The 15,648-nt window shown below is 70.6% G+C and carries 17 protein-coding genes; 10 read left to right on the top strand and 7 right to left on the bottom strand.

The window, feature by feature from the left end:
- The first annotated feature begins 5 nt into the window (after positions 1-5).
- The 5 genes from gloA (at position 6) to JTJ31_RS09345 (ending at position 4,331) form a co-directional block, all read left to right on the top strand.
- Positions 6-395 carry a lactoylglutathione lyase gene (gloA, locus tag JTJ31_RS09365; protein WP_207538384.1) on the top strand — a complete coding sequence of 130 codons (390 nt, stop codon included), beginning with the start codon at positions 6-8 and terminating at the stop codon, positions 393-395.
- A gap of 163 nt (positions 396-558) precedes the next feature.
- Complete coding sequence (locus tag JTJ31_RS09360; protein WP_207538383.1) at positions 559-1,833, top strand: AAA family ATPase; 1,275 nt, start codon at positions 559-561, stop codon at positions 1,831-1,833.
- A gap of 38 nt (positions 1,834-1,871) precedes the next feature.
- The gene (locus JTJ31_RS09355; protein WP_236020042.1) at positions 1,872-2,780 is read left to right on the top strand and encodes a YicC/YloC family endoribonuclease; all 909 of its coding nucleotides are present in this window, start codon (positions 1,872-1,874) and stop codon (positions 2,778-2,780) included.
- Positions 2,770-3,402, top strand: a complete 633-nt coding sequence (gene gmk, locus JTJ31_RS09350) for a guanylate kinase (protein ID WP_207538382.1) — start codon at positions 2,770-2,772, stop codon at positions 3,400-3,402. Before JTJ31_RS09355 ends, gmk begins: the two co-directional genes overlap by 11 nt.
- The gene (locus JTJ31_RS09345) at positions 3,399-4,331 is read left to right on the top strand and encodes an AEC family transporter (RefSeq protein ID WP_207538381.1); all 933 of its coding nucleotides are present in this window, start codon (positions 3,399-3,401) and stop codon (positions 4,329-4,331) included. Before gmk ends, JTJ31_RS09345 begins: the two co-directional genes overlap by 4 nt.
- A gap of 3 nt (positions 4,332-4,334) precedes the next feature.
- On the opposite strand, the gene JTJ31_RS09340 is transcribed toward JTJ31_RS09345, so the two are convergent.
- From JTJ31_RS09340 to JTJ31_RS09315, 6 genes are read right to left on the bottom strand one after another with little or no spacing between them, the layout of a single operon-like run.
- A complete protein-coding gene (locus JTJ31_RS09340; RefSeq protein WP_207538380.1) occupies positions 4,335-5,804 on the bottom strand; it encodes a Ppx/GppA phosphatase family protein in 1,470 nt (489 codons plus the stop codon).
- A gap of 4 nt (positions 5,805-5,808) precedes the next feature.
- Positions 5,809-8,037 (bottom strand): RNA degradosome polyphosphate kinase, encoded by a 2,229-nt coding sequence (locus JTJ31_RS09335; protein WP_207538379.1) that lies wholly within the window; start codon positions 8,035-8,037, stop codon positions 5,809-5,811.
- Positions 7,979-8,686 (bottom strand): P-loop NTPase family protein, encoded by a 708-nt coding sequence (locus tag JTJ31_RS09330; RefSeq protein WP_207538378.1) that lies wholly within the window; start codon positions 8,684-8,686, stop codon positions 7,979-7,981. The genes JTJ31_RS09335 and JTJ31_RS09330 overlap by 59 nt, the downstream gene beginning before the upstream one ends.
- Complete coding sequence (locus JTJ31_RS09325; RefSeq protein WP_207538377.1) at positions 8,686-9,804, bottom strand: AI-2E family transporter; 1,119 nt, start codon at positions 9,802-9,804, stop codon at positions 8,686-8,688. Before JTJ31_RS09325 ends, JTJ31_RS09330 begins: the two co-directional genes overlap by 1 nt.
- Positions 9,801-10,391, bottom strand: coding sequence for a CDP-alcohol phosphatidyltransferase family protein (locus JTJ31_RS09320; protein ID WP_236020040.1), 591 nt, complete (start codon positions 10,389-10,391; stop codon positions 9,801-9,803). The genes JTJ31_RS09325 and JTJ31_RS09320 overlap by 4 nt, the downstream gene beginning before the upstream one ends.
- Complete coding sequence (locus JTJ31_RS09315) at positions 10,375-11,031, bottom strand: hypothetical protein (protein ID WP_207538375.1); 657 nt, start codon at positions 11,029-11,031, stop codon at positions 10,375-10,377. Before JTJ31_RS09315 ends, JTJ31_RS09320 begins: the two co-directional genes overlap by 17 nt.
- A 39-nt stretch (positions 11,032-11,070) precedes the next feature.
- Between JTJ31_RS09315 and purM the strand changes: the two genes are divergently transcribed.
- From purM to JTJ31_RS09300, 3 genes are read left to right on the top strand one after another with little or no spacing between them, the layout of a single operon-like run.
- Positions 11,071-12,141 carry a phosphoribosylformylglycinamidine cyclo-ligase gene (purM, locus tag JTJ31_RS09310; protein ID WP_207538572.1) on the top strand — a complete coding sequence of 357 codons (1,071 nt, stop codon included), beginning with the start codon at positions 11,071-11,073 and terminating at the stop codon, positions 12,139-12,141.
- A complete protein-coding gene (purN, locus tag JTJ31_RS09305) occupies positions 12,138-12,818 on the top strand; it encodes a phosphoribosylglycinamide formyltransferase (protein ID WP_207538374.1) in 681 nt (226 codons plus the stop codon). Before purM ends, purN begins: the two co-directional genes overlap by 4 nt.
- A gap of 20 nt (positions 12,819-12,838) precedes the next feature.
- Entirely contained in the window at positions 12,839-12,997 is a 159-nt protein-coding gene (locus JTJ31_RS09300) for a preprotein translocase subunit SecE (RefSeq protein ID WP_207538373.1), read from the top strand.
- 52 nt (positions 12,998-13,049) lie between these two features.
- Here the strand turns inward: JTJ31_RS09300 and ndk are convergent, their stop codons facing one another.
- On the bottom strand, positions 13,050-13,472 hold the full coding sequence (ndk, locus tag JTJ31_RS09295; protein WP_207538372.1) for a nucleoside-diphosphate kinase: 423 nt from the start codon (positions 13,470-13,472) through the stop codon (positions 13,050-13,052).
- 111 nt (positions 13,473-13,583) lie between these two features.
- Here ndk and JTJ31_RS09290 point away from each other — a divergent pair, with 111 nt between their 5' ends.
- Together JTJ31_RS09290 and JTJ31_RS09285 are read left to right on the top strand one after the other, a co-directional pair.
- The gene (locus tag JTJ31_RS09290) at positions 13,584-13,733 is read left to right on the top strand and encodes a hypothetical protein (RefSeq protein WP_207538371.1); all 150 of its coding nucleotides are present in this window, start codon (positions 13,584-13,586) and stop codon (positions 13,731-13,733) included.
- A gap of 35 nt (positions 13,734-13,768) precedes the next feature.
- Complete coding sequence (locus JTJ31_RS09285) at positions 13,769-15,646, top strand: ABC-F family ATP-binding cassette domain-containing protein (RefSeq protein WP_207538370.1); 1,878 nt, start codon at positions 13,769-13,771, stop codon at positions 15,644-15,646.
- The last annotated feature ends 2 nt before the right edge of the window (positions 15,647-15,648 follow it).

Below are 15,648 nucleotides of genomic sequence, written 5' to 3'. Positions count from 1 at the left end.
ATGGAATGAGCTTCCGCTACTTGCACACCATGCTGCGCGTCGGCGACCTGCAGCGCAGCATCGATTTCTACACGAAGCACCTCGGCATGCGGGAGCTTCGCCGCAACGACGTGCCGGACGGCAAGTATACCCTCGTCTTCCTAGGCTATGGCGACGAAAGCAAGGAGACCGTGCTCGAGCTCACCTACAATTACGGGGTGGAGAAGTACGAGATGGGCGGCGCCTTCGGCCACCTGGCCATCGGCGTGCCCGACATCTACGCAAGCTGCGAGAAGATGCGCGCGGAGGGGGTGAGGATTACGCGCGAGCCGGGGCCGGTGAAGTTCGGCACCACGCTGATTGCCTTCATCGAGGACCCGGACGGCTACAAGATCGAACTGATCCAGCGTAGCTGACACAGCCCGGGTGGGGTACCATCCCACCCGGACAAACTTTCCCTCTCTTGGTGCGTTTCTGCCAAAGTGGGTGTAAGAACCCGCCAGGAACTGACCGGGGGCACGGGTGAACGAGTTGGCGCGGCCGCCAGCGGCCAGTCTGCCTTTTCAGTTGCAGATGAAGGTGGCGGACGCGATCCCGCACGCTTCCTGGCAGCGCGCCCGTGCCGCTGCGATGGAGGCGTTGCGGCAAGGCCGCGTCGTCCTGATTCTGGGCGAGGCGGGTTCAGGGAAGACCCTTCTGTTGCGCGAACTGGAACGAAGCCTTCGAGACGAAGGTCGTCCGGTTCGCTTCCTCGAACATGCGCTGCTCGCCGACCCTGACGAGGTTGGCTCGACCCTTCTGGTGGACGAGGCGGGATCGCTGGACGACGCGGCGCTTCGCCGGTTGTGCAGCGCCTCTGTCCCCGTAGCCATTGCCGCCTTGCCAAGCTTCGTCGGGCGGCTGGAGAGCGTGTCCTGTCCGGCCGCGCTGGTCCCCCTCGCGCCGCTGACGCCCGAAGAGGTGCGGCGTTTCGTCGCGGCCGCCCTTGCCGCCGTTGGCAGCGACCCGGACCGGTTCAGCGCCGAAGCGGTGGAAGTGCTGGCGATCCTGTCGCGCGGCCTGCCACGCCTCGTGAACTCGCTGGGCCGCGCAGCGACTTTCCTCGCCGAGATGGAGGGCGCTCCGCATGTGGGGGCGCAACATGTGGAGGCCGCGGATGCGATGCGGCCACGGGCCACGCCGGAGACCGAGCCAAAACCCCGGGTGGGTCTGGCACCCGAACCCATGCCCGTCCGTTCCGGTCCGCCCGCCCTCGTCCCCGAGCCTACGCCGAGGGAGCCCGCATCACCCCGTCGTAACTGGCTGGTCTGGTTCGGGGTTGTGGCAGTGGCCGCACTCCTGGCCGGGGCTTGGCTGTATAGAGGCGACCGGCCTGCCCCTGTTGCGGAAGCGCCCTCCGTGCCGGCTCCGGCTGCATCCGCCAGCGCTCCTGCCACGGTGGCTGAGGCCGCGCCACCGGCGCGCGAAGCCCAAGCGGCCGCGACGCCCGCCGCGCAGCCAGTCCCGGCGCCGGTCCTGGCCGTTCCGGCGGGCGGCTATCGCGGTTCCCACTTCAACGCGACCGCGTCGCGCGGCGGCTGGCTGCGGCTTTTCGTCGAGCCAGGACCCGGGGCGGGAGAGGTGAGGGTCCGCCTCGAATCCCATGGCGGCCTCGTGGGCACGGGTGAACTGCGAGGGCGTGCCGTCGAAGGCGGCGGCTTCGTCGCCGTCGGTGAGGTGCTTCTGGACCGCGTCTCCCATCGGGTGAAGCTGGAAGCGGCGATGAACGGCGGCCAGCTCCTCGGTGACGCGCGCTTCACCCCGGCCAGCAGCGGGGACCCGGTGTACAGTGAGTTCAAGCTGGCGCCGTTCTAGACCTTGCCTCAAGCGGCATGGCGCGGGAAACACCGGCCATGCCTGCCTCCTCCCCGCTTTCCAGCATGACCGGCTTCGCGCGCGAGGCCGGCGCCCTGCCCGATGGGGCGCCCTTCGCCTGGGAGCTGCGCTCGGTGAATGGGCGCGGGCTGGAACTACGCTTCCGTCTTCCGCCGGGCATGGAGGCGCTGGAGGCTGCCGCGCGCGAGGCGACCGGTAAGACGCTGAAGCGCGGCAGCGTGCAGGTCGCGCTCTCCGTGCAGCGGGATCAGCGCCCGGTGCTCTCCCCCGATCCCGCGGCGCTCGAACGTGCCCTGGGCATGGCGCTGGAACTCTCCGCGCGCATCCCCGGCGCCCCGGCCCCCCGCGCCGAGGCGCTGCTGGCCCTCCCGGGCATCCTGCGCGCCGAGATCCCGGAACCGGCCGAGGGCGAGGAGGAGGCGCGCCGCGCTGCGTTGCTCGCCGCCTTCGGCCGTGCCCTGGACGCGCTGGCCTCCTCCCGCATCGGCGAGGGCGAGAGGCTGCGTGCCGTGCTCGAAGGGCTGCTGGACGAGGTCGCGGCGCTGTCCGCCGCTGCGCGCCAGGAGGCGGAGACTCAGCCCGGTGCGCAGCGCGCCCGGCTGGAGGAGGCGCTGGACCGGCTGCTGGGCGAGGAGGGGCGCCGTCGCTTCCCCGAGGAGCGTCTGGCGCAGGAAGTGGCGCTGCTGGCCGCCCGCTCCGACGTGCGGGAGGAGCTGGACCGGCTCGATTCCCACATCGCCGCCGCACGCGCCCTGCTGCAGGAAGGCGAGGCGATCGGGCGGCGCCTGGATTTCCTCGGACAGGAATTCGTGCGCGAGGCGAACACGCTCTGCTCCAAGTCGGCGAGCACGGAGCTGACGCGGCTGGGGCTGGAGCTGAAGGCGGCGATCGAGCGGCTGAAGGAGCAGGCGGCCAATGTTGAGTAGCGTGCCCTCGCGCCGCGGCGTCTGCCTCGTCCTCGCCGCCGCGCCGGGCGGCGGCAAGACCAGCGTGTCCCGCGCGCTGCTGGCCAGCGAGCCGGGCCTCGCCCTTTCGGTCAGCGTCACCACCCGCGCCCCCCGCCCCGGCGAGACGGAAGGTTTGCACTACTTCTTCCGCAGCGAGGCGGAGTTCGACGCCATGGTGGCGCGCGAGGAATTATTGGAGCATGCGCGTTTCCTCGGCCGCTCCTACGGCACGCCGCGCGCCGCGGTGGAAGCAGCGCTCTCGGCGGGGCGCGACGTGTTGTTCGACATCGAATGGCAGGGTCACCGCCAGCTGAAGCACCGCATGGCCAGCGACGTGGTCGGCATCTTCCTGCTGCCTCCCTCCATGCAGGAGCTGGAGCGCCGCCTGCGGGGCCGCGCGACGGATCCGGAGGAGGAGATTCTCCGCCGCATGGCCGCGTCGCGCGAGGAGATGCGTCACTGGGACGAGTTCGACCACGTCCTGGTGAATCGCGACTTCGAGGCGACGGTGGCCGAGGCGCGCGCCATCCTCCATGCCGCGCGCACCCACCGGTCCCGCCAGCCCTGGCTGCCGGGCTTCGTGGAAAGCCTGCTGGCATGAGGGATGCTGCCGCCACGGTGCTTTCCGTCGCGGCGCCGGTCTTCGCGCTGATCCTCGCCGGCTATCTGGCGGCGATGCGCGGCTGGGTGGACCAAGCCGGGTTCAAGGGGCTCACCGGCTTCGCCTTCTCCTTCGCGGCGCCGGCGCTCATCTTCGCGGGCGGCACGGCCGGGCATGCCGGGGGCGGGGGCGCCGCGCTCGCCTTCTTCGGCGGTGCGGCCGTGCTCTACGTGGGGACGATCCTGCTGGCGCGGCGGCCGCTGGGGCTCGCGGGGGCGGGAATGCTCGCCCTCAACGTCACCTTCGGCAACACGGTGATGATGGGGATCCCGCTGGTCGCGGCCGCCTATGGGCAGCGCGGGCTGGCGGTGCTGCTGGCGATCCTGGCACTGCATTCGCTGGTCCTGCTCGGCACGGCGACGGTGGTGGCCGAGGTGGCGCGCAACCCCGGCGCCCGGTCCTGGCCGCTCCTTCGCGCCACGCTGGGTGGGGTGGTGCGGAACCCCGTGGTGATGGCGGTGCTGGCGGCGCTGGTCTGGTCCTCCCTCCACCTGCCGGTTCCCGCCCCGGCCCGGGCGACGCTCGAATTGCTGGGCGCCGCCGCGCCGCCGGTCAGCCTGTTCTGCCTGGGCGGCAGCCTGCACGGCTTCGACGCGCGCGGCGCGGCGGGGCGCACGGCGATGACCGTGGTGCTCAAGCTGGGCGCGCTTCCGCTGCTGGTCTGGGGCTTCTGCCGCCTGCTGGAGCTTTCGCCGCTGGAGACGGCGGTGGCGGTGCTCACCGCCTCCCTGCCCACCGGCGCCAATGCCTTCCTGCTGGCGCGGCGTTACAGCAGCGGCGCTGACGAGAGCGGGGCGGCCGTGCTGGTGAGCACGACGCTCAGCATCGCCACCCTTTCCCTGGTGCTGGCGCTGTTCCGTCCGATGTGAGGCTCAGGCCGCCTCCAGCACCGGCTCCAGCCCCAACAGCAGGGCCAGTGCCTCCAGCCGCCGCCGGACCGGCTCAGCCACGAAGACGCCCGCTCCGGGATGCAGGAGGAGGCGCAGCGTGCCGTTCTTCCGCTCCAGTGAGGTGGCCTGCAGCAGCGCCGGCACGCCGCCGCAAAGCGTGAAGGCGAGCCGGAAGGCAGCGCCCAGCACCTCACAGCGGCGGATTGTCGCGGCAGAGAGCAGGCCGCGCGCCACGGCAAGCCCTGGCGTCGCCGGCTCCGCGTCGTAGCGCATGGCGGTGGTGAGGGCGAGGAAGGCGCGCGAATGGTGGTCCAGCCCGACGCCATGCAGGCGCAGGAGGCGCAAGAGCGCCTGCTCGGCGCGGTAATCCGGGTGGTCGCGGCTGCCCGTATCCGCCACCCAGCAGGCCGCGATGCGCAGCTCCGCCTCGCCTGGCCCGTCCTCGGCGAGGGGGGCGGTCCATTCCACCAGCGCATCCGGCAGGGCCCGGTCGCGCCCCAGCCGCAGCCCCAATTCCCGCGCGGCGGCGAGGAGCGGATCCTCCGCGCGTACGGACTCCGGCAGGTGGCGGGCGTACCAGCCTTCCCGTAGGCCATTGCCACTGAACACCACGCGCCCCGCGCCCGAGGCGCGGAGGAGGCGCCGCAGCACCGCCGCCGCGAAGGGCAGGTCGCCCGCGCGCTTGGCCGGCGCCTCGGGCATCCGCTCCAGCGCGCGGCGCGGCGCGTTCATCACGACCCCCGCGAGGTCGCGCGCCTCCTCCCGCCGGATGGCGTAGTGGTGGACGATATGCAGCGGGTAGCCGGTCTGGGCGATGTGCATGCGCGCCAGGGCGCGGAAGGTGCCGCCCACGAGGAAGAGATCCTTCATGGGGGCGGCCCCCAGCCATGGGACAGTCTTGAGTTCCGCCTCCACGATGGCGCGGGCACGGGTCACGTCGCCTTCGGCGCGGTCGCAGAGCCGGATGGTGCCGATCGGCAGGGAGACCGTGTCCTCGATCCGGCCGGAAACGAGGCGCACCAATTCCAGGGAGCCGCCGCCCAGATCGCCCAGCACCCCGTCGGCATGCGGAACGCCGAGCAGCAGCCCCTCGGCGGAAAGCCGTCCCTCCTCATGGCCCGAGAGGATGCGCAGCGCCACGCCGGGCATGGCGTCCTGCACTCCGGCAAGGAATTCCTGGCCATTGGAGGCATCGCGCACCGCTGCGGTCGCCAGCAACTCGATCGGCTCGGCGCCCATGCCGCGGGCAAGGGCGTGGTATCGGCCGAGCACGGTCAGCGCCTGGGTGGCTGCGTTGTCGTTCAGCCTTCCCGTCGTGTGCAGGCCACGACCGAGGCCCAGGACGGCCTTCTCGTTGAAGATCGCGTGCGGATTGCGTTCCCGCCCCTCGTAGACGACGAGGCGCACGGAGTTGGAGCCGAGGTCCACGACCCCGAAGCGTTCAGGCTCCACGCGCTCAGTCCTGGTAGAGCCGGTTGGCCTTGCGGCGCGGGGTCCGCCGGGGTGGGCGGTTGAGGGCAGAGCCGCGGCCGGAGAGGGATGGGTTCGTCATGAAGTATCCGTGCGCCGAGAACTGGTTGGGGTCGGGGGGCAGGCGGCGCCAGGCGCCATCCGGCTCCAACTCCCAGCTCTGGGCGGCGTCGCGCAAATTCACCACCATGATCTGGTCGAGGACCTGGGCATGGACGGTGGGGTTCTCGATCGGCACCAGGGATTCCACGCGCCAATCCATGTTCCTGGCCATCCAATCGGCCGAGGAAACATAGACCCGCGCGCGGCGCGACGGCAGGCGGTGACCGTTGCCGAAGACGCAGATGCGCGAATGCTCCAGGAAACGCCCGACGATGCTCTTCACGCGGATGTTCTCCGAAAGACCGGGAACGCCCGGGCGCAGGCAGCAGATGCCGCGCACGATGCACTCGATGCGCACCCCCTCTTGGCTGGCACGGTAGAGCAGGTCGATCAGCTCCTCATCAACGAGGGAGTTCATCTTGAGCCAGATGCCGGCGGGCTTTTCGCCCCGCGCAAAGCCGATCTCCTGCTCGATCAGGCCGCGCAGCGTGGGGCGGATGGTGAGCGGCGCGAAGGCCAGCTTCTCCATCGCCTCCGGCCGGGCATAGCCCGTCATGTAGTTGAACAGCTTGGCGGCGTCGCGCGTCAGGGCCGGATCGGCAGTGAAGAAGGACAGGTCAGTGTAGATGCGCGCGGTGATCGGGTGGTAGTTGCCGGTTCCGAAATGGGCATAGGCGCGCATCAGCGCCCCCTCGCGCCGCACGACCAGCGAGACCTTGGCGTGGGTCTTCAGCTCCACGAAGCCGTAGACGACCTGCACCCCCGCGGCCTCCAGCTCGCGCGCCAGGGCGATGTTGCGCTCCTCATCGAAGCGCGCCTTCAGCTCAACCATGGCGGTGACGCTCTTGCCGGCCTCCGCCGCCTCGATCAGCGCCTTGGTGATGGGGCTGTCGCGAGTCGTGCGATAGAGGGTCTGCTTGATAGCCACCACGTTGGGATCGCGCGCCGCTTGGCGCAGGAACTGCACCACCACGTCGAAGCTTTCATAGGGGTGGTGGACAATGATGTCCTTGGTTCGGATCGCGGCAAAGCAGTCGCCGCCAAAATCGAGGATGCGCTCCGGGAAGCGGGGCGTGTAGGGGGTGAAGAGCAGGTCCGGGCGGTCATCCACGATGAGCTGCCGCAGGTCGGAGACGCCGAGCAGCCCGTCCACCGTCACCACCGACTTGCGGTCGGCATCCAGCTCCTCCGCCACGAAATCCACCATGTCGGCGGGCATGCGGGCCTCGACGGCCAGCAGGATGGCACGGCCCTTGCGGCGGCGCTTCAGCGCGCTTTCGTAGGAGCGGACGAGGTCCTCCGCCTCCTCCTCGAATTCGACGTCGGTGTCGCGGATCAGGCGGAACAGACCGCGCTCCGCCACGATGAATCCGGGGAAGAGGTGGTGCAGGTTCAGCGTCACCACATCTTCCAGCGCGGCGAAGCGGATTCCGGCGCCGTCTCCGTCGGGCAGGCGAATGAAGCGCTCCACCTGCGGCGGCAGGGTGATGAGGGCGCGCATCGTGCCGCCATCCTCCTCCCGCACCAGCTTGAGGACCATGCAGATGGCGAGGTTGGACACGAAGGGGAAGGGATGCGCCGGGTCCACCGCCAGCGGCGTGAGGACCGGGAAGATCCGCTCCATGAAGTAGGTCTCCAGCCAGGCGATGTCCGGCTCGCCAAGCTCGTCCGCCTCCAGCGCGCAGAGCCGTGCTTCGCGCAGCAGGCCGCGCACGGTGCGCCAAGCCTCCTGCTGCGCTTCCACGAGTTCGTGGGCCCGGGTCTCGATGGCCGCAAGCTGCTGCGTCGGCGAAAGGCCGTCCGGCGAGGCCATGGTGATGCCCTCGCGCTCCTGCCCCACCAGCCCCGCGACGCGCACCGAGTAGAACTCGTCGAGGTTGGAGCCGGAAATGGCGACGAAGCGCAGGCGTTCCAGCAGGGGGTGCTGGGGGTTTGCCGCCTCCTCCAGCACGCGGTTGTTGAAGTCGAGCCAGGAAATCTCCCGGTTGAAGAAGCGCTCCGGGCCCATCTCGGGTGCGCGGAGGAGGGTTTCGGCCTGCGACATGAGGGAGAGCCTACAACAGCGCCGGGCCTTGCCGCACCGGGTCACTGCCTGCCGTCTCAGGATCGTCATCTGCGGCGAGCGGCTCGATGGCGGCAAGGGCGATGGGGCGTGTCAGCCGCCCGGCGGCGAGGGAGGCGCGGTCCAGCCGTGCCGCGGCCTCCGCCACTGCGGCCGCGGAGCGCGGCAGGCGCAGCCGCACCGCGGCAAGCACCGCAGGATCCAGCTGGAGCTGGCGCTCGGCCAGCTGCTTGCGGAACAGCGCCTCCAGCAACGTGTCGGAAGGTTCCTCCACCGTGGCGAGGCCGCTGGCGGCGAGGCGGGAGCGGAGATCGGGCAGGCGGACGGGCCAGGCGGCGGGCGGGCGTGGCGCGGCCATCAGCAGCGGATGCCCCGCCTCGGCGCAGGCATTGACGAGGTGGAACAGAGCCGCCTCCTCGCCCGGCATGTCGGAATCGTCCAGCGCGACGCCACGACGGGGCGCGGGTGGCAGGCCGCGCAGCGCCGGACCGTCGCGAAGCTCCCAGCCATTGCGTGCGGCCATGATGTGCAGAAGGTGCGTCTTACCGGTGCCCAGCGGCCCTGCAAGGACGAGGCGCCGGTTCGGCCAGCGCTCGGGGGCCTCAAGCCAGCGCAGCGCCGCCTCGTTGCTCGCATCGGCGATGAATTCCTCCTCCCGGAACTCGGCCGGGGGGAAGATGGGCAGGACGAGCTGGGACATCAGGGCCGCGGCGGGTCGAGGTAGAGCGGGCTTTCGAGGTAGCGCCGCAGCCAGAACCGCGCGAGCACGCCCATCGCCGCGGCCAGCGGCACGGCGAGCAGGACGCCCAGGAAGCCGAAGGCCACACCGCCGGCGAAGAGGGCGAAGATGACCCAGACCGCATGCAGTTCCACCCGGTCACCCAGGAGGCGCGGATAGATGACATAGCCCTCGACCGTATGCCCCACGCCGAAGATCGCGGTCACCAGCAGTGCCGCGCCGATGGTGCCCCATTGCCCGATCGCCAGCAGCACGGCGATGGCGAAGCCGGTGAAGGAGCCGACATAGGGGATGAAGGACAGGAGTCCGGCGAGGAGTCCCACCATCAGCCCCAGTTCCAGCCCGATGGCGGACAGGGTCATGGCGTAGAAGGCGCCGAGCAGCAGGCAGCACAGGAGCTGCCCGCGCAGCCAGGCGGAGAGCACCCGGTCCATGTCGCGCGCCAGCTGACGCAGTGTGGCGGCGGAGCGGCGAGGCAGCCAGGAATCGATGCGCGCGATCATGCGCGGCCAGTCGCGCAGGAAATAGAACGCGACGACCGGCGTCACGATGGCGAGGGTGAAGACGTTGAACAGCGCGAAGCCGCCGCCGATCAGCCGCGTCGCCGCCGTGCCGAGCCAGCCCAGCATGGCCCCCGCCTGGCCGATGACGAGTTCGCGCAGCCGCGCATCCACGACATCCGGTCCCGCCTGCTCCTCCAGCGAGATCATGAAGTCCCGCAGTGCCTGGCCGATCGTTGCGATGTAGCCAGGCAGGCGGGTGAGCAGGACGCCGATCTGCGCGATGACCAAGGGATACAGCAGCAGCGCAGCGAGCAGCCCCGCGGCGAGGATCATGAGCACCAGGAGCCCGGCGGCGAGGCCGCGCGGAATGCCGATGCGGGCGAGGCGCGCCGCCACCGGGTCAAGGAAATAGGCCAACACCAGCGCCAGCACGAAGGGCGTCAGGATCGGCGAGAAGATCCAGAGCACGAGCAGCGCGACGCCCAGCGCGCCCGTCGTCAGCATCAGGCGCTGGCGCGGCGTGGCGGTGCGGGGCCGCGGGCGGCCGCGTCCGGGGGAGGGGGCGGCCTCGCTCATCCGTGGCCCCGCAACTGGCCCGACGCCGCGCCGACATAGGCAAGGAGGGAACCCACGGTGGTGATCGCGGTGGCGAAGATCAGCACCCTGACGGAAGGGCCGAGCGGCACGCCGAAGCCCTCGGTGAACAGGACCAGCCCGGCCAGCGCCAGCTGCGCGAAGGTGTTGATCTTGGAGATGGCGAGCGGCCGGATGGTCGGCCGCAGCCCCAGCACCCAGAGCAGCATCAGCCCGCCCAGGATCATCACGTCGCGAAAGACCACGAGTATGGCCAGCCAGTCCGGCAGCACGCCGATCACCGCCAGGGTGACATAGACCGAGACCAGCAGCGCCTTGTCCGCCAGCGGGTCGAGCATCGCCCCCACCACGCTGCGCGCCTTCAGCGCCCGCGCCAGCCATCCATCCAGCGCGTCGGAGATACCGGCGGCGAGGAAGACCAGGAAGGCGAGGTCCAGCCGGTGCTGCACGACCAGCCAGATGGTCAGCGGCACCATGACAAGCCGGGCCAGGGTGATGAGGTTGGGCAGCGTCAACAGGGCGTGACGCGGCGGCCCCTCTGCCGAAGGGGGCTCAGCGCCCTGGGGCAAGGCCGATCCGCCAGGAGGGACCATTGCCGTCCACCACGATCCCGGCGGCGTAGAGGCCGCCCTGCGCGTCGCCGGGTTGGGCGCGCAGGGAAAGTCGCAGTCGCGCTTGGTTGAGGGCGATGGACGAGATCTCCACCCCGGCCACCGGCTCGGCAGCGAGGAGGCGGCGGCGAAGCTCCAGCCACTCGGCCAGGCTGCCGAAGCTGGCCGCCGCCTCGATGGTGGCCACGGGCGCCATGGCGACGGAGACGCCGCCCCCACCGCCACCGCCCGAGGAGCGGCTCAGCCCTGCCGTGCCGGAGGCGAATTGCACGGTTAGCCGCCCGACATAGCGGGTCGGGGTCGTGCGCTCCTCCTCAACCACGATGGCGCTCACCATGGATTCAAGCTGGGAATCGGACGGGTTGCCGGAAGCGCCGGTCGCGGCCTGGAGGCGCTGCCAGGCGATGCGGCGCGCCGACGCGAAGGCGCGGTCGCGCGCCTGCACTGCATTCTCCGCCGTGGCCTCCGCCGGCACCCCGCGCTGGACCAGGGGGTTGTCTTGCGCCGCCCCGGGAAGGCAAAACGCCACCACGGAGAGAGGGGCCAGGAGGGCTACGCGTCGGCGAATTCGGTCGGTCACGTGGGGTCCCCCATCCATTCTCCCTCCTTTCAACGCCTTACCGCATCGGAGGCTTCCCTGACCAGTTCCCCGACCAACGCCCCGAGCAACGGACTGACCTACGCGGCTTCCGGAGTCAGCATCGAGGCCGGCGACGCGCTGGTGGAGCGGATCAAGCCGCATGCCCGCGCCACGGACCGGCCGGGCACGATGGGTGGGCTCGGCGGCTTCGGCGCGCTGTTCGACCTGAAAGCCGCCGGGTTCCGCGACCCGGTGCTGGTCTCCTCCACCGACGGGGTCGGGACCAAGTTGCGCCTTGCCATCGATGCTGGGCGGCACGACAAGGTCGGCATCGATCTCGTCGCCATGTGCGTGAACGACCTCGTCGTGCAGGGGGCGGAGCCGCTCTTCTTCCTGGACTATTTTGCCACCGGAAAGCTGGAGGTGGAGCGCGCCGCCTCGGTGGTCGCCGGCATCGCCGAGGGCTGCCGCGAGGCGGGCTGCGCCCTGGTGGGCGGCGAGACCGCCGAGATGCCCGGCATGTATCACGGCGAGGATTACGACCTCGCCGGCTTCTCGGTCGGCGCGGCGGAGCGGGACGCGCTGCTGCCGCGCGAGGTCGCGGCGGGGGATGTGCTGCTGGGCCTGCCCTCTTCGGGCGTGCATTCCAACGGCTTCTCGCTGGTGCGGCGGATCCTGGATGCCGCCGGAGTCGGGCTGGGCGACCCAGCGCCCTTCGCGGAGGGCGGCACCGTGGCCGACGCGCTGCTGGAACCGACGCGGATCTACGTGAAGCCGGTGCTCTCGCTCCATCGCGCAGGGCTCCTGAAGGCCGCTGCGCATATCACCGGGGGCGGTCTGCCGGGCAACCTGCCGCGCGTCCTGCCTGATGGAATGCGTGCCGTGGTGGAGGGCGGATCCTGGCCGCTTCCGCCGGTCTTCCCCTGGCTGGCGAAGCTCGGGAATGTCGAGGAGGCGGAGATACTGCGCGTCTTCAATTGCGGCCTCGGCATGGTTCTCGTCGTCGCCGAGACGGATGTGCCCGCCGCCACTATCGCCCTGCAGTCGGCCGGGGTCGGCGCGCATCGCATCGGCGTGCTGAAGGACGGCGATCCGGGGGTGGAGATTCAGGGGAAGTTGCCGCTGTGAGGTCACGCGTCGCCGTGCTGATTTCCGGGCGCGGCTCCAACATGGCCGCGCTGCTCGCCGCGGCCTCCGTCCCCTCCTACCCGGCCGAGATCGCGCTGGTCGTGTCCAACCGGGGCGACGCGCCTGGGCTGGAACTGGCTGGGAAGGCTGGGGTCCCCGGAAGGGTGGTGCCGAGCCGCGGCCGGACGCGCGAAGCCTTCGAGGCCGAGCTCCAATCCGCGCTGGAGGAGGCGCAGGTGGATTACGTGGCCCTGGCCGGCTTCATGCGCGTCCTCACCGAGGGATTCGTCCGGCGCTGGGAAGGCAGGATGGTGAATATCCATCCGTCTCTGTTGCCGAGCTTTCCGGGGCTGGACACGCATCGCCGCGCCCTGGCGGCGGGGGTGAGGCTGCATGGCTGCACCGTTCACCTCGTCACCCCCGGCGTGGATGAGGGGCCGATCCTCGCCCAGGCCGCCGTCCCCGTGCTGGAAGGTGATGACGAGGCGACGCTGGCATCACGCGTGCTGGAGCAGGAGCACCGCCTCTATCCGGCGGCGCTGGGCTGGCTGGTCGCCGGCCATGCCTGGCTGGAGGCGGGGCGCGCGATCGTGGCGGCGGAGGGCGCGCGCGGGCGTTCGCTGGCGAACCCCTTGCCCGAAATCCCCGGGCTTCCTACACACGACGCCACCAGTTGAGTTTTGAGGGAAGCGCGAAGGTGGCCGAACACAACACCGAGATTGATTTCATCCCCGTGAAGGCGGAGGACATCATCGGCGACCGGCGCGCCCTGTATGATGCCTTCACCAAGAGCATCCCGCTCGCTGTCGGCATCACGGTGGTGGTGCTGGTCGGCCTCTACCTGTTCTGGGGCTGAGCCCGGCTTTCGGCGGGGCCGCGCGATGGCGCGGCGCCCGCCCACGCGCTTGTTACGGCGCGATCTCGTAGCCAGCGAAGAAATAGGCGATCTCGATCGCCGCGTTCTCGGCGCTGTCGCTGCCGTGGACGCTGTTCGCCTCGATGCTCTCGGCAAACAGCTTGCGGATCGTGCCCTCGGCGGCATTGGCCGGGTTGGTCGCGCCCATCAGGTCACGGTTCTTGGCCACGGCGTTCTCGCCTTCCAGCACCTGCACGACCACGGGGCCGGAGGTCATGAAGGACACGAGGTCCTTGAAGAAGGGCCGCTCGCGGTGCACGCCGTAGAAGGTTTCCGCCATTTCCTGCGTCATCCGCAGGCGCTTCTGCGCCACGACGCGCAGGCCGTTTTTCTCGAACACGGCGTTGATGGCGCCGGTGAGGTTGCGCCGCGTGGCGTCGGGCTTGATGATGCTGAAGGTGCGCTCGGTGGCCATGCCTATCGTCTCCTGGCTTCGGATGGCCGGGGCTATGGCCGGGCGCGCCGCGCCGCGCAAGTCCTGGTGCCGCTTCATGCGTTGAGCCTTCGTGACAAGAGGAGCCCGTGCATGGACGAGACGAAGAAGGCCCCTAAGCAGAAGCAGGGCTATATCCCCCGCCCTCCCTCGGAGGAGGAATTGCGGGAGGTGAGCGAGCAGCAGAAGCTCATCACCGATGAATGGGCGCCCGAACCGCCCGCCAAGGACAAGCCCGCCTAGCCGGGAATGCGGCGCCGCGGATAGAAGGGGCCGCCATGACCGTGCTCGCCATCCGTGACGTCACCCTCCGCATGATGGGGCGCCCCCTGCTCGAAGGGGCGTCCCTGCAAGTGGACGTCGGCCGGAAGGTCGGGCTCGTCGGGCGCAACGGAGCGGGTAAGTCCACCCTGCTACGCGCCATCCTCGGCGAGCAGCCCATCGATGCCGGAGAGATCCGCTTCGCGGCCCGGGCGCGGCTCGGTCACGTGGCGCAGGAAGCCCCGGCCGGGGAGACCCCGCTGCTGGACATCGTCCTCGCGGCCGATACGGAGCGCGCCGCCCTGCTGGCGGAACTGGAGGCGGAGCCGGAGGCATCACGCGCCGCCGAGATCCATGAGCGGCTGATCGCCATCGAGGCGGATTCCGCCCCGTCGCGTGCCGCCACCATCCTCTCCGGCCTGGGCTTCGACGCCGCCGCCCAGTCCCGCCCGTCACGCGAATTCTCCGGCGGCTGGCGCATGCGCGTCTCGCTGGCCCGCGCGCTCTTCACCCAGCCCGACCTGCTGCTGCTCGACGAGCCGACCAACCACCTCGACCTCGAGGCGGCGATGTGGCTCGAATCCTGGCTGCAGCGCTTTCCCGGTGCGGCGATCATCGTCAGCCACGACCGGGGGCTGCTCGACCGCTGCGTGGATTCCATCGCGCATCTGGATCGGCAGCGCATCACCCTCTACCCCGGCAATTTCGAGAGCTTCGTGCGGGTGAAGGCGGAGCGGCAGGCGCAGCAGGCGGCGCAGAACGCTCGCATCGTCGCGCAGCGCGCCCACATGCAGGCCTTCGTGGACCGGTTCCGCGCCAAGGCCACCAAGGCGCGGCAGGCGCAGTCCCGCCTGAAGGCGCTGGAGAAGCTGCCCGCCGTGGAATCACTGGTGGAGGACGTGCCCACCCGCTTCTCCTTCCCGGAACCCGAGACCCTGCCGCCCCCCGTTCTGACCATCCGGCGTGGCGCGGTGGGCTATGGCGGCGTTCCGGTTCTGCGCGGTCTCGACCTGCGGATCGATCAGGAGGACCGGATCGCGCTGCTGGGTGCGAATGGCAACGGCAAGTCCACCCTGGCGAAGCTGCTGGCCGGGCGGCTGGAGCCGCTTTCCGGCGACATCCACCGCGACCGGCGGCTGCGCGTGGGCTTCTTCGCCCAGCACCAGGAGGACGACCTCGACCTCGACGGCACGCCGCTCTCCCACATGCAGGCGGCCTTGCCGAAGGCGACCGAGACGCAATGCCGCTCTCAGCTGGCGCGGTTCGGGTTGGATGCCGACCGGGCGGAGACGCGGGTGCGCTCGCTCTCGGGCGGGGAGAAGGCGCGGCTGCTGCTTTCGCTCTGCACGCGCGAGGCGCCGCAGATGCTCATCCTCGACGAGCCGACGAACCACCTCGACATCGACGCGCGCGACGCGCTGGTGAAGGCGCTGGCCGATTACGAGGGCGCGGTGATCCTGATCTCGCACGACCCGCATCTGGTCGGGCTGGTGGCGGACCGGCTCTGGCTGGTAGCCGATGGGGCGGTGCAGCCCTTTGAGGGTGACCTGGACGACTATCGCGTCCATCTGGCCGAACGCGCCCGCGCGGCACGTGCGGCCTCCGAGCCCGAGGCGGCGCCCGCGCCGCGCGTGGAGGATCGCCGCGCCCGTGCCGAAAGCCGCGCCGCCGCCGCGCCGCTGCGCCAGCGCCTGAAGACGGTGGAAGCCCAGATGGCGAAGCTGGCGGAAGAGGCGCGCACCATCGACAGCGCCCTGTCCGACCCGCGTCTCTACGAGCGTTCCAAGCCGGACCTGATCGCCCGTGCCACGGCGCGGCGCGCCGCCATCGCCAAGGAGGTCGAGGCGCTGGAGATGGAGTGGCTGGAACTGAGCGAGGCGCTGGAGACCGCCTGACG

The organism is Sabulicella rubraurantiaca, from assembly GCF_017355885.1.
GTDB lineage: Bacteria > Pseudomonadota > Alphaproteobacteria > Acetobacterales > Acetobacteraceae > Roseococcus > Roseococcus rubraurantiacus.
This window is presented reverse-complemented; position numbering and strand designations above follow the sequence as displayed.